15 protein-coding genes are annotated in these 15,576 nt (G+C 69.9%); 4 read left to right on the top strand and 11 right to left on the bottom strand.

Annotated elements, in window-relative coordinates:
- Nucleotides 1–380: adenylyltransferase/cytidyltransferase family protein (locus AB0J09_RS34245; protein ID WP_360699955.1), on the bottom strand; the 380-nt coding region annotated here is incomplete at its 3' end.
- A 174-nt stretch (nucleotides 381–554) separates the two neighbouring features.
- Here AB0J09_RS34245 and AB0J09_RS34240 point away from each other — a divergent pair.
- On the top strand, nucleotides 555–1,004 hold the full coding sequence (locus AB0J09_RS34240; RefSeq protein WP_360699952.1) for an ATP-binding protein: 450 nt from the start codon (nucleotides 555–557) through the stop codon (nucleotides 1,002–1,004).
- On the opposite strand, the gene AB0J09_RS34235 is transcribed toward AB0J09_RS34240, so the two are convergent.
- From AB0J09_RS34235 to AB0J09_RS34190, 10 genes are all read right to left on the bottom strand, one after another.
- Entirely contained in the window at nucleotides 994–1,908 is a 915-nt protein-coding gene (locus AB0J09_RS34235) for a zinc-binding dehydrogenase (protein ID WP_360699949.1), read from the bottom strand. The genes AB0J09_RS34240 and AB0J09_RS34235 overlap by 11 nt on opposite strands.
- A 9-nt stretch (nucleotides 1,909–1,917) precedes the next feature.
- Nucleotides 1,918–2,814 carry a BadF/BadG/BcrA/BcrD ATPase family protein gene (locus tag AB0J09_RS34230; protein ID WP_360699945.1) on the bottom strand — a complete coding sequence of 299 codons (897 nt, stop codon included), beginning with the start codon at nucleotides 2,812–2,814 and terminating at the stop codon, nucleotides 1,918–1,920.
- The gene (locus AB0J09_RS34225) at nucleotides 2,811–3,839 is read right to left on the bottom strand and encodes an SIS domain-containing protein (RefSeq protein ID WP_360699942.1); all 1,029 of its coding nucleotides are present in this window, start codon (nucleotides 3,837–3,839) and stop codon (nucleotides 2,811–2,813) included. The genes AB0J09_RS34230 and AB0J09_RS34225 overlap by 4 nt, the downstream gene beginning before the upstream one ends.
- 218 nt (nucleotides 3,840–4,057) lie before the next feature.
- Nucleotides 4,058–4,834, bottom strand: coding sequence for a GntR family transcriptional regulator (locus AB0J09_RS34220; RefSeq protein ID WP_360699939.1), 777 nt, complete (start codon nucleotides 4,832–4,834; stop codon nucleotides 4,058–4,060).
- 73 nt (nucleotides 4,835–4,907) lie between these two features.
- Nucleotides 4,908–5,897 (bottom strand): NAD-dependent epimerase/dehydratase family protein, encoded by a 990-nt coding sequence (locus tag AB0J09_RS34215; RefSeq protein ID WP_360699935.1) that lies wholly within the window; start codon nucleotides 5,895–5,897, stop codon nucleotides 4,908–4,910.
- A complete protein-coding gene (locus AB0J09_RS34210) occupies nucleotides 5,894–6,679 on the bottom strand; it encodes a sugar phosphate isomerase/epimerase (protein ID WP_360699932.1) in 786 nt (261 codons plus the stop codon). The genes AB0J09_RS34215 and AB0J09_RS34210 overlap by 4 nt, the downstream gene beginning before the upstream one ends.
- Nucleotides 6,676–7,410 (bottom strand): ThuA domain-containing protein, encoded by a 735-nt coding sequence (locus AB0J09_RS34205; protein WP_360699929.1) that lies wholly within the window; start codon nucleotides 7,408–7,410, stop codon nucleotides 6,676–6,678. The genes AB0J09_RS34210 and AB0J09_RS34205 overlap by 4 nt, the downstream gene beginning before the upstream one ends.
- A 34-nt stretch (nucleotides 7,411–7,444) precedes the next feature.
- Entirely contained in the window at nucleotides 7,445–9,085 is a 1,641-nt protein-coding gene (locus AB0J09_RS34200; protein ID WP_360699926.1) for a hypothetical protein, read from the bottom strand.
- 23 nt (nucleotides 9,086–9,108) lie between these two features.
- Nucleotides 9,109–9,996, bottom strand: coding sequence for a carbohydrate ABC transporter permease (locus tag AB0J09_RS34195; protein ID WP_360699924.1), 888 nt, complete (start codon nucleotides 9,994–9,996; stop codon nucleotides 9,109–9,111).
- Nucleotides 9,993–10,967 (bottom strand): ABC transporter permease subunit, encoded by a 975-nt coding sequence (locus tag AB0J09_RS34190; protein ID WP_360699921.1) that lies wholly within the window; start codon nucleotides 10,965–10,967, stop codon nucleotides 9,993–9,995. Before AB0J09_RS34190 ends, AB0J09_RS34195 begins: the two co-directional genes overlap by 4 nt.
- Before the next feature lie 176 nt (nucleotides 10,968–11,143).
- Between AB0J09_RS34190 and AB0J09_RS34185 the strand changes: the two genes are divergently transcribed.
- The 3 genes from AB0J09_RS34185 to AB0J09_RS34175 all read left to right on the top strand — a co-directional run.
- Nucleotides 11,144–12,781: a beta-N-acetylhexosaminidase gene (locus AB0J09_RS34185; RefSeq protein ID WP_360699918.1), complete on the top strand. Its 1,638-nt coding sequence runs from the start codon at nucleotides 11,144–11,146 to the stop codon at nucleotides 12,779–12,781.
- A gap of 28 nt (nucleotides 12,782–12,809) precedes the next feature.
- Nucleotides 12,810–14,162 (top strand): GH1 family beta-glucosidase, encoded by a 1,353-nt coding sequence (locus AB0J09_RS34180; RefSeq protein WP_360699915.1) that lies wholly within the window; start codon nucleotides 12,810–12,812, stop codon nucleotides 14,160–14,162.
- Nucleotides 14,162–15,576, top strand: a 1,415-nt coding sequence (locus tag AB0J09_RS34175) for a glycoside hydrolase family 9 protein (protein ID WP_360699912.1), incomplete at its 3' end; no start/stop codon positions are given. The genes AB0J09_RS34180 and AB0J09_RS34175, both read left to right, overlap by 1 nt.

Genomic DNA, 15,576 nt, shown 5'->3' with positions numbered 1-15,576 from the left:
GCCGCGGCTGCGCGGGCGCCCGCGTGCGGGTCACCCGCCGTGTGCGCGAGCGCCCCCGGACGCATGGGAGCCAGCAGATCGATGTAGTCCTCGGGCCCGTGCGCCTCGTGCGGCCCTGTGACGATGAACACGCCCGTCACGAAGCGGAGGGCGGCCAGCACCTCGGCCCGCTCCTCCGCGGGGTTGAGCGGACGGCTCGGCCCCTTCCACGCCCGCACCCGCGGATCGTCCTCGACGCCGACGACGAGCGGCAGCCCTCGTTCGGCCACCGCCCGCAGGTAGCGCACGTGGCCCACGTGCAGGATGTCGAAGACGCCGGTCACGACCGCGGCCCCCGGCCGGTCGTACGGTTGCACCCAGACGGCCTCGAGGCTGCTCACGCGACCTCCCACGCTTTCCCCCACGGGTCTAGACGACTCGTCGATCGCAGCGTACTCGGTCGGCGTCCCCTGTCGCGCAGGCGACCATGGGCAAGGCCTTTCCTACCTTTTCGCGATAATCTCCGGTGCCCCGTCGGCGCGTCTCATAACGTCGCCGATTTGGGGGAGGTCGCCGTGGCACCGCCGGACTTTCATCGCCTCGACGGAAACGGCTCCGGGGACCTGGTGATGAGCCTGCCAGGTGTTCCGTCGCAGGTGTCCACGGCCAGGGGACTAGTGACGGCCGCGCTCGGCCGCGACCATCCCCTGTACGACGACGTGGCGCTGCTCACCAGCGAGCTGGCCACGAACGCGATCCTGCACACCAGGTCCGGGGCGGGCGGCTCGTTCACGGTGACCGTGACCAGCTCCGAGACGGCGGTGCGGGTGCTCGTGTCGGACGCCGGGTCGGACGGGCCGCCGTGCGTGTGCCGTACGAGCGCGCAGTCGACCGGCGGGCGCGGCCTGCCGCTGATCGAGGCGCTCAGCCACCGCTGGGGCTTCACCCGCGAGGCCGGCACGACGACGGTCTGGTTCGAGGTGCTGCAGACGCGCGTCCCCGCCGGCGTGGCCGTCAGGGCGTGACGACGCATTTGACGAAGCCCGCGGGACGTTCGGTGAGATAGCCGAAGCCCCGGTCAACGTCGTCAAGGGAGACGGTGTGGGTGACCAGGGGCTCGAGGGTGAGCCGCCGGTCCGCCATCAGCCGCAGGCCTTCGTTCAGTGCCGCCATGACCCGCCAGCGGTCGCCGCTGAAGCCGTTGACGATGGTCACACTGCGATACCAGAGCTCGATGTCCAGCTCCCGCGGGCCGTCCTGGTGGTAGCCGGCCACGCACAGCGTGCCGTGCCGGGTGACCAGGTCGCCCGCCAGTTTCAGGCCGGGGGCCTTGCCGGAGAACTCGATGACCACGTCGAAACCCGCGGCGAAGTCGGCCGCCTCCTCTGGTGCGCGGACCTCGTCGGCGCCCAGCGCCAGCGCCAGGTCCCGCGTGTGCGGCAGCGGATCGACGCCGACCAGCCGGGCAGGTGCGCGGCCGGCCGCCACCTGCACCGCGATGAGCCCCATGAAGCCGAGCCCGACGACGGCGACCCGCTGCCCGGGGGTGAGCGCGCATCGCGAAAGCGCTTCGACGACGCAGGCCAGCGGCTCGCCGAGGGCCGCCAGGCTCGGTACGTTGGCCGGCACGGGAAGCAGCGCCGCGGCGGGGGTGTTCACCATGTCAGCGAAGGCCGGGGAGGCGAAACCGGTGACCCGGTCGCCCACCGACCAGCCGTGCACTCCGGGCCCGAGCGCCACGACCTCACCCGTCAACTCGTGTCCCAGCCGCAGCGGCCGGGGCCCGTCGTGGCGTGCCCAGGCGGGCCCTTCCGAGGCGCAGACTCCGGACGCCAGGGTCCGTACCCGCACCTCACCGCCGCCGGGCGGCAGGTCGGCGGCCTCGACGATCTGCGAGTGGCCGGCTGAGACCACCTGCGCGTATCGCACATGTCCTCCTCAAGTCCTACGGCGGGCCAGCTCGACTGCCCCGGCGACCGGTGGGGTACGCAGCAACGTCGTGGCCACCCCGGGGAGCCGGACCGCCAGCTCCTTCTCGAATGCCGCGAAGAGCGTCGGCTGGGCGACGATCACCCCGCCCGCCGCCACCACGGCACCGGTGTCGGCGCCCCGGCGGGCCAGGCACTCCACCAGGTGGGCCAGCCCCGCGCCACCCCGGCGGATCACCTCCTGCGCCAGAACGGAGCCTTCGGCTGCGGCGGCGAAGACGGCGGGCGCGTGGTCGGCCCACGTCTCCACGCCGCCGTCCCAGCTCATCGCGGCGGCCAGTTCGGGCAGGCCGGGCACGCCGTAGGAGCGCAGCAGGGCCCGGCCGAGCGGTTCGAGCGGGGCACCGTCGTCGGCTCGGGCGAGTACCGCGCGGGCCGCATCGCGGACCAGCGCGGAGCCGGAGCCGTCGTCGCCGAGCACCCAGCCCCACCCGCCGGCCGACAGGCGGGCGGCGGTCTCGCGATGCCTGCCAACAGCCACCGAGCCGGTACCCGCGATCAGGCCGATTCCCGCGGTCAGCCCGGCCGCCGGGACAAGGAGCTCGGCGTCGTTGACCACGGTCACCGGCATGCCGAGGGCCGCCTCCAGCTCTCGTTCCAGCAGGTCACACTGCTCGGGGGTCTCGCAGCCGTGCGCTCCGGCCACGACCCGCACCACTTCGTCGCCGGGTCTCGGCACGGCGGCGATCCGCTGCGCCAGCCAGGTCGCGGCGCCGGACAGCGATCGGGTCTGCCAGCCGGTGCTCGGCACCGTACGGTCTCCGGCGACCTGGCCGGCGGCCAGGTCCAGGAGCCGCATCCGCGTCTTCGTGCCGCCGACGTCGACGCCGATCACGACCCGGCTCATCCGACGGGTTCCTCGATCTTGGTATCGCTGTTGTGGAAGACGAAGTCCTCGATCTCGACCCCACGCGCCTGGGCCAGGGAGCCTGCCAGGCGCTGCAGCACGGCCTCGGCGAAGAGGACGCGCATCGGGAGCGAGGCCGCGGGCGGGATCGGCACTACGTGCAGGTAACCAGAGGAGGCGAGGTCGGCGGAGGTGACGCAGAGCGTGTGGTGATCGGCCGCGGCCAGGCTTCTGGCCAGTTCCAGCTCCCGCCCGTCGCCGATGATCACGTGCAGGGTCTCGCCCGCCGACTCCATCTCGCCGTGCAGGTAGTTACGGGTGACCAGGGCGGAGGCGGGTACCCGGCACACCTCGCGCAGCAGCAGGGCGCCGGACTCGGAGACGGCGCGGAACGCCCCGGAGGAGACGACGTCGGCGGCCACCACGCCGGCGGCCTGGCGGGCCACCTCGTCCACCACCGGAGCCAGCGCGGCCTCGTACCGCTCCAGCTCGGCCCCGACCCCGGTCCACTCCCGCGCGGCCTCGGCCACCGGCACCCCGAGCAGCGTCCGCGCGATCATGGTGAGCGCGACCAGGGTGCCGGTATACCCGATGGTGGAGGCGTAGCTGTCGGGCTCGTTGCCCAGGTCGACGCAGTGTTCCACGGCCTGGCTGAGGCGTGAGGGCACGACGTTCACCACCGCTGCCCGGCGACCGCCGGGTAGGAGGTCCAGCGCTTCGACGGTCTCCGCGCTGCGTCCCGATTGCGAGACGCCGAGCACCAGATCCGCCCCGGTGAACGCGAGGCCGGAACCGGTCTCGCCGGCCAGCTCCCGCCGGGCGAGGATCCCGCCCTCGGCGAGCAGCGCGACCGGCAGGGCGAGCGCCGCGTAGCTGGCTCCGATGCCGACGAAGACGGGGCGTGACGCCGAGGCGAGCACACCGCCTTCCTCGCCGAGCTGGGCCGCGACTCTGGCCGCGACCCGCTCCAGCGCGGCCGGTTGGCCCGCTCGCCCTTCCAGATAGGGGATTCTCACCCCGGTCATGTCTTCCTCTCAATGATCACACCGCGGGCATGTGTCCAGCGGCAATCGTAAAACCCACGTAATACCACCCAATACCACGGAATACCGTGAAGGGGTGTGTCTGTGGTTGGTCTGGCGCGGGCGTCCTTCTGCACCGGCGTCTGTCCTCGACGGCCACGTGGGGGCGTGGCGCCACCCGCGTCGCCACTTCGGCGAAGAGCGCGGGACCTAACGACCGGTCAGGAGGTGCCCCCGGTTCCACCTCGCATGAACGAGGTGCGCAGCCGGTAGCGGTCGCCCCGGTACGTGATGGTCGAGACGAGCACGACCCGGCCGAGGGCGTCCGTCATGGACTGGTTCATGATCAGGACGGGATCGCCGGTCTTGAGCTCCAGCGGCTCGGCGAACTCCTCGTCGCAGCCCCTGGCCTCGATGGTGGACTCGGCCACGACCGGCTCGGCGCCCGCCGCGGCCAGCTCCTCCACCAGCGACGCGCGGGTGAAGTCGACGGAGGTGATCCCGGGGACCAGGCCGGCCACCACCCGGGAGGAGTCCACTGCTATCGGCACGCCGTCCAGCATGCGCACCCGTTTGAGGACGAAGAGCTCGGTGCCGGCCGCCACGCCGAACTCGTCCGCCTCGTCCAGGGACGCCTGCTCGATCTTGGCGTGCAACACTCGAGAGGTGGGTACCAGGCCCTTGCGGCGGGCCGTCTCGGTGAAGGATTCCAGGGAGTTGGGCCACTCGCGGTCGGAGCGGGCCGCGACGTACCATCCGCGGCCGTGCGAGGAGCGCATGACGCCGCGCTCGACCAGGTGCTGGAGGGCGCGCCGGAGCGTCACCCTGCTGATGCCGAGCTGGGCGCAGAGCTCCCGCTCGGCAGGCAGCCGCCGACCGGCGGGCAGGACGCCCTCCCGCACCCGGCGCTCGATCAGCTCAGCCGCCTGAACCCACAATGGCTCAGGATTGTCCGACGCGAAGAGGGACGTCTGAGAGGACGTGTCCACCCTATCCATGTCCTCCCCTGCCCCCGCTTCTGTCGCTGGCGAACATTGTGGCATTCTCATCCCGGATCCGCGCCGGATACCATTATCCATCACAATCTCCGGCCAGACGGTCGAAGGCGGCGTCCAGCTCCGCGTCTACCTGCTGCCTTGACGAGTCCACGTCGAACCATCGGAGAATCTCCCGGGCTCCCCGCTCGAATGGCACGAGAGCCGAGAAACCTGGAACGAGCTGCTTAATCTTGGAATTGTCATAAATCACCGAGTGCCGGAAATCCTCTTGCAGGACGGTGCCCATCCACTCGATTTCGCGGCCGATGTCCGCGCTGGACCGGTGCACGATGGCCGGTTCAACCCCGGCGGCCCGGGCGAGGCAGAAGTGAATCTCGTCCCAGGTGAGCAGTTCGTCGGAGGTGATGTGCACGCTCTCTCCCACGGCGGCGCGACGGGCGACGATTCCGGCCAGCGCGCGGGCGAAGTCGCCGGCGTGCGTGAGGCTCCACAGCGAGGTGCCGTCCCCGTGCACGATGGCCGGCCTGCCGCGCCGCCAGCGGTCGATGACCGTCCAGCCCGCCAGCGTGGGGAACACCGTCTCGTCATAGACGTGCGCCGCCCGCACGATCGTCGCCGGGAAACCCTCGTACCGGTAGGACCGCTCCAGCTCCTCCTCGCAACGCAGCTTTTGTGCCGGATAGTCGAAGCCCCCCGCACGGCGCGCCGACGACTCCGTGATCGGCAGGAGGGGCGCCGGGCGGGCGTACACCGAGCCGGTCGAAATGAACACGTACTGCCCGGTGCGCCCGCCGTACCTCGCCACGTCCGTGGTGATGTCGGCGGGAGCGTAGCCGACGAAGTTGACGACGGCGTCGAAGGTCTCCGCGCCCAGAGCCGCGTGCATGGACGCGTCGTCGTGCACGTCGGCGGTCAGCCTCCGCACGCCGTCCGGCAGCGGCCGCGAGTTGGTGCGGCCCCTGGTCAGGACCGTCAGGTCGAAGCCCTCGGAGGCGAACCGGCGCGCGCAGGCGGCGCTGATCACTCCCGTGCCCCCGAGCAGGAGCACCCGTGGCCCGCTCATGGCGTACCGGCGGGACGCCGGCCGGTCGCGAGCCCGGCCCCGACGAGGAAGTCGTAGCAGGCACGCAGCAGCCCGTACATGTCCTGGCGGGAGCGGTCGGCCTCGACGATGTGCCATTTGACCGCGGGGTTGGCCCGCGCGGCCGCCGCCACGTCGACCGTCCCCTCGCCGAAGGGCACCATGTAGTCGTCCATGCCCGTGGCCGGGCCGTCCTTGAGGTGCGTGAACACCAGACGGTCGCCGAGCCCGGCGGCCACCTGCGCCGGGTCCAGGCCGGCCGTGGCCACCCAGTACGTGTCCAGCTCCACGACCACCGCCGGGTCCAGCTCGCCGAGCAGGATGTCGTACGCCCGCCGGCCGTCGAACACGTTGACGAACTCGGCGTAGTGGTTGTGGTAGGCGATTCGCATGCCCCGCGCGGTCGCGTTGGCGGCTGCCCGGTTGATCCGCTCGGCCCCCGCGAGGACGCCGCCGAGCGTGGTGAACTCCTCCGGTTCCAGGCTCCACACCAGCGTCGCGACGCCCAGCTCCTGGCAGGTGTCCAGGATGGCCGGCGCGTCGTCTCCGGACGGGAACGGAACGTGCGTGCTGCACACGTCCAGGCCAAGGCGGTCCAGCGCGCCCCGTACGGCCGACGGCGCGTTGCCGTACAGGCTGATCGGCTCGACCGCGGCGTAGCCGATCTCCGCCACGCGTTCCAGCACGCCGAGCAGGTCCTTGGCGGCGTCCTCGTGCAGCGACCACAGCTGCGCCGCGACCGGCGGTGCGATGTGCCCGCTCATGTCGCGGCACCGATGAACCGGGCATTGCCCAGCGGCCAGCGGGTGGACCAGGAGGCGATCATGTCATCGTCGACGCCCGCCGCCCAGAGAGTGGCCTGCCTGATGAGCTGGCGGAACCACGGATTGCCCCACGCCCGCGCGTCGTGGCCGAGGGCCGTGTAGCACACCCGGCCCGCGCCGTGCTCGCGCACGTAGGCGACCGGCTCGGTCCCTTCGCCTGCCGGCCGCTCGGCCAGCACCTGGACGTCCGGCGCGTAGTCCAGCACGTAGTACTCGTCGTCGATGGCGAAGTCATCCAGGTACCTGGTCACGGGGTGGTCCCCTCGCACCGTGACCTCGATCCGGCCCTCCGAGCCCGCGTCGCCGTGCGACACGTACCGGGAGCCCACCAGTTCGTACGCCGCCCGGTCCGCTGCCAGGCCGCCCGGCCCGAACCCGAACAGGTTGCTCGCGTGCACCGCGACCAGCCCCTTGCCGGCCGCCACGAGCGCCGACAGCGCCTCCTGCTGGGCCGGCTCGAAGGTGACTGACGAGCGGTAGAGCACGTAGACGTCGGCCTCGGAGGTGGCCGGCATCGGGTCGACGAACCGGTCCAGGCCGACGGCGCGTGCCGCGGGCAGACCGCCCTCGATCACGATCTCCTGTAGCGCCAGCGCCGCGCCGAGCAGGTCGTGGTGGAGGTCGGTGCCCTCGACGATCACCAGCGCCGACGGCGAGTGTCTCAACTTCATCCGGATACCTTTCCGCAGTCCGCCGGTCCGCTCATCAGCGTGCCTGCGCGTATTCCTTGGCCATCTGGTCGCCGCCCCCGGCCTTCCACTTCTGCACCGCGGAGGTCAGGCTGGAGGCCGGCTCCCGGCCGAGGAACACCGCGACGATCGCGTCCTGCATCTGCTTCTCCAGGGCGGCGCCCTTGGAGTTGAAGGTCTGCGAGTACAGGTGCACGGCGGGATCGTCGAGCAGTGTCGGGACCACCTTCTGCTGCCAGTCGTAGTTCAGCTTGTCCACGCCCGGGGCGCCCTGCGGGTTGCACAGCACCTGGGGGCCGCCCGCGATGTAGGCCAGGCCGAGGTCCTGCTCGCGCTGCCCTCGGGTGGTCAGCACGGCCACGCCGTCCTTGACCGTGTAGTCCTCGCCCTTGACCCCGTAGCTCATGACGAACGACTCCCTGGCGCCGAACGGGGCCGAGATGTAGTCGAGCACCTTGAGGAAGAGGTCGATCCTCTTCTTGTCGGTCGTCTTCTTGATCATCGTCATCGCGTAGGCGCCGTTGCCGGTCCAGTGCACGGCGTTCCCGCCGTCCTTGCCGAACGGCATCATGATGTCGAACACGAGCTTGTTGTCGTCGGCGACGATGCCGAACGCGCGGTTGCCGTCGTGGACCATCGCGAGCTTGCCCGACCGGAAGAGCGCGTCACGCTGCACCTTGTTGTCGATCAGCGTGGCCGTGTCCGGGTGGAAGACGCCGCTCTTGTACAGCGCGGCCAACTCCGAGACGGCCGGGATGAACGCCTCGTGCTCGTAGGCGGAGACGAAGGTGCCGTCGCTCTTGCGCGTCCACTTGTTGGGCACGCCGAACATCATCATCAGGAAGTTCGCGATGTTGCCGCCGAAGGCGTAGACACCGGCCTTGGGGTTGGTGACCGCCTTGGCCAGGTCGCGGAACTCCTGGAGGTTCTTCGGCTGCGGGTTGGCGCCCGCCGCCTTGATGACGTCCGTCTTGGTGTAGATCTGCGTGGTGAACACGGGGTCGGACTTGGGCACGCCGTAGATCCGGCCGTTGAGGTAGCCGTTGAGCCAGCCCGCCTCCTGAATGCCGGCCAGGTTGGGGTACTTCTTGACCGCGTCGCCGGCGAGGAACTCGCTCAGGTCGGTGAACTGCGCCTCGGCCAGCTGCGGCAGGCGGGCGACGTTCTGGAACAGCGGCAGGGAGACGAACTCCGGCAGGTCGTCACCGGCGACCAGGGCGGGGAACTTCGTCGTGAAATCGGCGAAGGGCACCTGAACCGGCTTGACGTTGAGGTTGAGCTCCTTGTTCAGAAGCTGCCAGTAGACGTTCTCACCCAGCGGCGGGGCCGGCTGCCCGAAGGTCATGATCATGACGTTGAAGTCGCTGCCGTCGCCGATCGGCCCCGTCACCGTCGCCGGCCCGTCCATGGGGAAGGACTCGTAGACGTCCATGACGCCCTTCGCGTTGCCCTCAAGCAACGGCTTGGGCTTGTTCGGCGGCACGTACGCCGGCATCGGCGCCGCCTTGCCCGCGTCGCCCGCGCTCGCCGAGCCGCCGCTCCCGCCCTCCGAACCGGAGCCGCACGCGGCGAGCACTCCGCCGACCGGCACGAGCGCCGCGGCCAGGCCCGCGCTTCTCAGCAGGGATCTGCGGGTGACTCGATCTGTGGTACCCATGATGTCTTCCTTTACGGTTTCCATTAACCCTTGATGGCCCCGGCGAGCATTCCCTTGGACATGTGTTTCGTCAGGAAGGGATAGACACACAGGATCGGCAGCGTGGCGATGGCCACTAGCGCCATCTGCACGGACTGCGCGGGAGGTGCCACGTATCCGGGAATGGCCTGCGCATTGGTCGTGACGTTGTTGTCCAGTACGAACGTGCGCATGACAAGCTGTAGCGGCCACATCTGCGTGTCGTTCAGATACAGCAGCGGGCCGAAATAGTTGTTCCAGTAACCGACCGCGATGAAAAGGCCCACCACCGCGATGACGGCCTTTGAATTGGGCAGCACGATGGACCGGAGAATGCGCCATTCGCCGGCGCCGTCCATGCGCGCCGCGTCGAACAGCTCCTGCGGTATCGCCTGGATGAAACCACGGATGATCACGATGTTGAACGCGCTCACCGCGGTGGGGATGATCAGCGACCAGTACGTGTTGAGCATGCCCAGCTGCTTGACCATCAGGTACACCGGGATCATGCCGGGCGCGAAGAGCAGGGTGAACAGCACGAAGGACAGCAGGCCGCGCTGGAAGAGCGACCCTCTGCGGCTCAGACCGTAAGCGGCCAGCACCGTGCACAGGAGGCTGACGGCGGTGCCCACCGTCGTCACTCCGACGCTGATCACGATGGACCGCGACACCTGCGTGCCGTTGAAGATCTGTTTGTAGGCCTCGAAGGAGATCTGCGTCGGCCAGATGACGTAGCCGCCGTTGGCGTCGATCTGCTGCTTGGTCGCCAGGCTCGTGGAGATGACGACGAGGAAGGGGAAGATGACCACGGCGCAGGTGATCGCGATGGCGAGCGCCTTAAGGGCGACGGCGATCGGCTTGGGTTTGCCCAGCCATACGGGACGGGTGTTCATCGCCGGTAAACGCCCTCCTCTCCGAGCCGGTGGGCGAGTTTGTTGGCGGCGAGTACGAGCAGGAGGCTGACAACGCCTTTGAGCAGGCCCGCGGCGGTCGCGGTCCCCCAGTTCCCGTCCACGACGCCGTTGAAGTACGTGAAGGTGTCCAGCACTTCGGCGGCTCCCGGGCCGACCGCGTCCCGCTGGAGCAGGATCTGCTCGAAGCCGACGGTCAGGGCGTCGCCCAGCCGAAGGATCAGCAACAGCACGATGATCGGCCGCATCCCGGGCAGTGTGACGTGCCAGAACCGCTGCCAGGCGCCCGCGCCGTCGATGGTGGCGGCCTCGTACAGGCCGGGGTTGATGGCCGCGATGGCGGCCAGGAAGATGATCGTCCCCCAGCCCGCGTCCTTCCAGATGGCCTGCGTGGTGAGCAGCAGCTTGAAGGCGTCCGGGTTGGACATGACCTGCAACGGCGTCATCCCGTGCGTGACGAGGAACCTGCTCAGGACACCGTCTCCGCCGAGGATCTGCTGGAACAGCGCGACGATGATCACCCAGGACAGGAAGTGCGGCAGGTAGATCACCGACTGCACGAACTTCTTCACCATCGGCATCGCGATGGTGTTCAGCAGGACCGCCAGCAGGATCGGCACCGGAAAGAAGAGCACGATCTGCAGGAAGGTGATCTGCGCGGTGTTCCACAGCGCGTTCCAGAACGCGGAGTCGGAGAACAGCGAGGTGAAGTTGGCCCAGCCCACCCACTCCGACCCGGTGAAGCCCAGGAAGGGCACGTAGTCCATGAACGCGATCACGCTGCCCAGGAGCGGGACATACGTGAAGAGCAGCAAGATGATCACTGCGGGCGCGATCATGACGAGCAGTGGTGAATCCCGCCAGAGTCTGGCCAGGAACGGCACCTTCCGTGAGGTGCGGAGCTTGGTCTCGGGTGGGGGATTCACCCGAGGCAAGGTCTGATCGACCGCCATGATCACCTCTCCATGGGCCTGTGGACCGCTGAGTACGCTCCCGACCAGGTGAAATACCAATGAAGTACCGGGAAGATACCACTTGCGCCAAACTAAGACAACTAGTACCTTCGCCGCCATAAGACGACCTGTCACGCGGTCTGGCAGGCCATCCAATTCGACGGTGGGAACGTGTCATGAACGCCTATTCCTCACTGCTGCCGCGCCCGGCGACGGTCGAGCCGCACCCCGGCATATGTCTTTTAAGTGCGGAAATGCCGCTTAAGGTGACTGGGTCGGCTGAGGTGGCGTCACTCGCCCGGCGGTTTCTGTCCGGCCTTCGCCCAGCGGCACAGCCGGAGGCGAGCAGACCTCGAAATACCACCGAGACCGCTCGGCTGGTGGTGGAGGTCTCCGCCGGCCGCCCGCCCGGCGGCTACTCCCTCCAGGTCTCCGAAGAGGGTGTCATCGTCGAAGCAGGCGATCTCGAAGGCGTGGCCGGCGCGCTGACCACTCTCCGCCAGCTTCTCCCCGCGGAGATCTGGCGCAGCGCGGGCGCGCCTCCCGGCGGCTGGACCGTACCGTTCGGCAGGGTGATCGACGCTCCGGCGTACGGCTGGCGCGGCGCGATGCTCGACGTGGCGCGGCACTTCTTCCCCAAGCGCACCGTGCTGCGCTACGTCGACCTGCTGGCCCTCCACCGTTACAACCGGCTCCACCTGCACCTGTCCGACGACCAGGGCTGGCGGGTGGAGAGCCGCCTGCACCCGCGCCTGCACGAGGTCGGCGCCTGGCGCCCGGCCACCAGGCTCGGCCCGGACGGGGTTTTGGACGGCACCCCGCACGGCGGCTACTACACCCTCGACGACCTGGCCGAGATCTCGGCGTACGCGCGTTCCCAGGGGATCGTCGTGGTGCCCGAGATCGACGTGCCCGGCCACACATCCGCGCTGCGCGCCGCCTATCCCGAGCTGGGCCGCCCGGGCGAGGAGCAGGCCGTGCTGGACACCGTCTGGGCGGGTGGTTCCTCGATCAGCCCCACCGGGCCGGTGGTCTCCTTCCTCCGGGACGTGCTCGGCGAGATCCTCGACGCGACCGGCACGCCCTACCTGCACCTAGGCGGAGACGAGTGCGACATGAGCTGGTGGGCCGGAGACCCGGCGATCGCGGCCGAGATGGCGGCGCACGGGTACACCGAGGCCCGCCAGATGCACGGTCACTTCCTGCGTGAGCTGGGCGGTTTTCTCGCCGGGCGCGGCGTGCGCATGGTGGTGTGGGACGAGGCCTTCGTCACCGGCGGCGTGCTGCCCGACACGGTCGTCATGGCCTGGCGCGGCCACGAGGTGGCGGAACGCGCCGCGCGGACCCACGACGTGGTCCGCGCCCCGCTGTTCCCCACCTACCTCAATTTCGACCAGTCCGACCTGCCCGGGGAACGGCGTTCGGAAGGCGGCCCGATCGCCTTGGCCGACGTGGCCGCCTTCACCCCCGCACCGGCCGGATGGCCGGACGAGCGGCGGTCCCGGGTGCTCGGCGGCCAATGGCAGGTCTGGAGCGAGTGGGTACCCCACGAGCGGCATCTCGACTATCTGGCCTTCCCGCGGGCGTGCGCCCTCGCCGAGGTGCTGTGGAGCGGCGGCATCGCCGACCCCGCCGAGTTCGGGGAGCGCCTGAGGACCCACCTGGCCAGACTGGACGCCCTCGGCGTGGAGTACCGTCCACTCGCCGGGCCTCACCCCTGGCAGACCGGCGGGACGGGCGTCTGGCGGCGCTCCGGGCCCGGACGGATCGAGGAGACCAAGAAGTGGGTCGAGTCGATCTCACGCGAGCCGTGACCATTCCAATGCGAGGAGAGCACAACCGATGACACAGAAGTTCCTCTGGGGCGTGGCCACCTCGTCGTACCAGATCGAGGGGGCCATAGACGAGGACGGGCGAACCCCCTCCATCTGGGACACCTTCTGCGCCACCCCGGGGGCCGTGTCGGGCGGCGACACCGGCGCGGTCGCGTGCGACCACTACCACCGGATGCCGCAGGACGTCGCGCTCATGAAGGAGCTGGGCGTGGACGTGTACCGCTTCTCGCTGGCCTGGCCGCGAGTCCAGCCGGACGGGACGGGCCCCGGCAACCCGGCCGGGATCGCGTTCTACGACCGCCTGGTGGACGAACTGCTGGCAGCCGGCATCCAGCCATGGATCACCCTCTACCACTGGGACCTGCCTCAGGCGCTGGAGGACGCCGGCGGCTGGCCGGCCCGCGACACCGCCTACCGGTTCGCCGACTATGCCGGGATCGCCTACGACGCGCTCGGCGACCGGATCAGTCAGTGGACCACCATGAACGAGCCGTGGTGCTCGGCCATGCTCGGCTACGTGTACGGCCAGCACGCGCCGGGCCGCAAGGACGCCCGCGCCGGCATGGCCGCGATCCACCACCTGCTGCTCGGGCACGGTCTGGCCACGAAGGTCATCCGCGACGGGGCCGCCGGCGCCGGCCGCGACGAGGGCCTGGAGGTAGGCATCACGCTCAACCTCTCGCACAAGATCCCGGCCAGTGACTCGCCCGCCGACCTGGCCGCGACCCGCTGGGACGACGGCATGAGCAACCGGCTCTACCTCGACCCGCTGCTGCGCGGGCAGTACCCCGCCGACATCGCGGGCAAGCTGGCCGACCTGGGCTGCCCGCTCCCGGTGCTGGACGGTGACCTGGAGCTGATCAACCAGCCGGTGGACGTGCTCGGCGTCAACTACTACACCTCGCGGGTCGTGCGGGGCGCCCCGGCCGGGGACAACGGCTGGCCGGCGTCCACGACGGTGGACCGCGACGTCGAGCGCACCGCGATGGACTGGGAGGTCACCCCGGAGGCGCTGACCGACCTGCTGCTGCGCCTGGAGCGCGACTACCCCGGCCCCGCCTGGTACATCACCGAGAACGGCGCCGCCTATCCCGACGTCGCCGACGAGAACGGTTACGTGGACGACACCGGCCGCGAGCGCTACCTGCGCACCCACATCGACGCCGCACTCGCGGCCCGCGCCAAGGGCGTCAACCTGCAGGGCTACTTCGCCTGGTCGCTGATGGACAACTTCGAGTGGGCCTACGGGTACGACCGCAGGTTCGGCATCGTGCGTGTGGACTACGACACCCAGAGGCGCACCCCGAAGCGCTCGGCGCGCTACTTCGCCGAGCGCATCGCGGCGGAGAAGGGCGCGTAGTGCTCAGCGTCCTGACCAGCCACCTCGGCTATAACGCCGCCGGATCGAAGAAGGCCGTCGTGCTCGCCCGCGGCCCCGCCGAGATCCGGTCGGCGTTCCTCGTCGGCGACGACGGATCCAGGACCGAGCAGACCACCGGCCCCTTGCGGCGTGTGGACCGGTGGTCGTCCGGGCTGTTCGCCCGGCTGGACTTCGGCCACGTACGCGCCGCGGGCGGGTACCGGGTGGAGGTCGCCACCGACGACGGGACCTTCTCTTCGGCGCCGTTCGAGATAGGAGAGCGCCGGATCCACCACTCGACGCTGTCCGACGTGCTGTACTACTTCAAGGCGGTGCGCTCCAGCGGCGAGATCGAGCGCAAAGACCGGCACGCCCGGTTCTACCTCGATGACTCCGGACGCACAGTGGACGCCAGGGGCGGCTGGCTCGACGCCTCGGGCGACCACAGCAAGTTCCTCAGCCACCTCAACTACACCCGGATGATGAACCCGCAGCAGACCCCGCTGTGCGCGTGGGCGTTCCTGGCCGCCCGCGACCACCTGCGCGCGCTCCACCCGGAGCTGTTCCGTACGCTGGGCGCCAGGATGCGCGACGAGGGGCTGTACGGCGCGGACTTCCTGGTGCGGTTCCAGGCCGAGGAAGGCTACTTCTACACGGCCATCTTCGACGCCCTCACCAAGGACCTCAGCGAACGGGTGATCAACGCGCCGCTGCAGAACAGCGTACGCACCACCCGCTGGCAGGCCGCCTACCGTCAGGGCGGTGGGATGGCCATCGCCGCGCTGGCCAGGGCGGCCACGCAGGACGACCATGGCGACTTCTCGCCGGAGGAGTACTTCTCCGCCGCGTATCGGGGATTCCTGCACCTGGAGAAGCACAACGCCGAGTACCTCTACGACGGGCTGGAGTCGGTCATCGACGACTACTGCGCCCTGATGGCCACCGCCGAGCTGGCCAACGCCGCACGGCACGGGTTCGGCGGCGAGCACCTGGCGGTGTTCGAGGAGGCGGCCGAACGGCGAGCCGCCTCGCTGGCCGGCCGATACACCGATTCCGGGCGGGGGTTCGGCTACCTGCGGGGTGACGTGGAGGGACGTCCGTTCTTCCACGCGGCCGAGCCCGGGCTGCCCGCGGTGGCGCTCATCCGCTTCGCCGAGGTGCTGCCCACGTCGCCGGTGGCGGCCCTGGCACGCGAGCTGGCCCTCACGCTGCTGCGCGACGCGGTCACCCTGGCCGACGAGGTCGCCAACCCCTTCGGCTACCCCCGCCAGTACGTGCAGCCGCTCGGCGCGGCGCCGATGACGAGCTTCTTCTACCCGCACGAGAACGAGACGGGCTACTGGTGGCAGGGAGAGAACGCGGGCATCAGCTCGACCGCGTACGCCGCGCTGCTCGCCGCCGGGCTGCCCGGCTG

This window comes from Nonomuraea sp. NPDC049784, from assembly GCF_040659615.1.
Classification (GTDB): domain Bacteria; phylum Actinomycetota; class Actinomycetes; order Streptosporangiales; family Streptosporangiaceae; genus Nonomuraea.
The sequence above is the reverse complement of the archived record's forward strand: the minus strand, read 5'-3'. Positions and strand labels throughout refer to the sequence as shown.

What these genes read in the sequence shown, in the direction of transcription:
- AB0J09_RS34195 (WP_360699924.1), bottom strand. Translation starts at nt 9,996, where the DNA reads ATGAACACCCGTCCCGTATGGCTGGGCAAACCCAAGCCGATCGCCGTC.
- AB0J09_RS34225 (WP_360699942.1), bottom strand. Translation starts at nt 3,839, where the DNA reads ATGACCGGGGTGAGAATCCCCTATCTGGAAGGGCGAGCGGGCCAACCG.
- AB0J09_RS34215 (WP_360699935.1), bottom strand. Translation starts at nt 5,897, where the DNA reads ATGAGCGGGCCACGGGTGCTCCTGCTCGGGGGCACGGGAGTGATCAGC.
- AB0J09_RS34220 (WP_360699939.1), bottom strand. Translation starts at nt 4,834, where the DNA reads ATGGATAGGGTGGACACGTCCTCTCAGACGTCCCTCTTCGCGTCGGAC.
- AB0J09_RS34200 (WP_360699926.1), bottom strand. Translation starts at nt 9,085, where the DNA reads ATGGGTACCACAGATCGAGTCACCCGCAGATCCCTGCTGAGAAGCGCG.
- AB0J09_RS34185 (WP_360699918.1), top strand. Translation starts at nt 11,144, where the DNA reads ATGAACGCCTATTCCTCACTGCTGCCGCGCCCGGCGACGGTCGAGCCG.
- AB0J09_RS34230 (WP_360699945.1), bottom strand. Translation starts at nt 2,814, where the DNA reads ATGAGCCGGGTCGTGATCGGCGTCGACGTCGGCGGCACGAAGACGCGG.
- AB0J09_RS34210 (WP_360699932.1), bottom strand. Translation starts at nt 6,679, where the DNA reads ATGAGCGGGCACATCGCACCGCCGGTCGCGGCGCAGCTGTGGTCGCTG.
- AB0J09_RS34180 (WP_360699915.1), top strand. Translation starts at nt 12,810, where the DNA reads ATGACACAGAAGTTCCTCTGGGGCGTGGCCACCTCGTCGTACCAGATC.
- AB0J09_RS34205 (WP_360699929.1), bottom strand. Translation starts at nt 7,410, where the DNA reads ATGAAGTTGAGACACTCGCCGTCGGCGCTGGTGATCGTCGAGGGCACC.
- AB0J09_RS34190 (WP_360699921.1), bottom strand. Translation starts at nt 10,967, where the DNA reads ATGGCGGTCGATCAGACCTTGCCTCGGGTGAATCCCCCACCCGAGACC.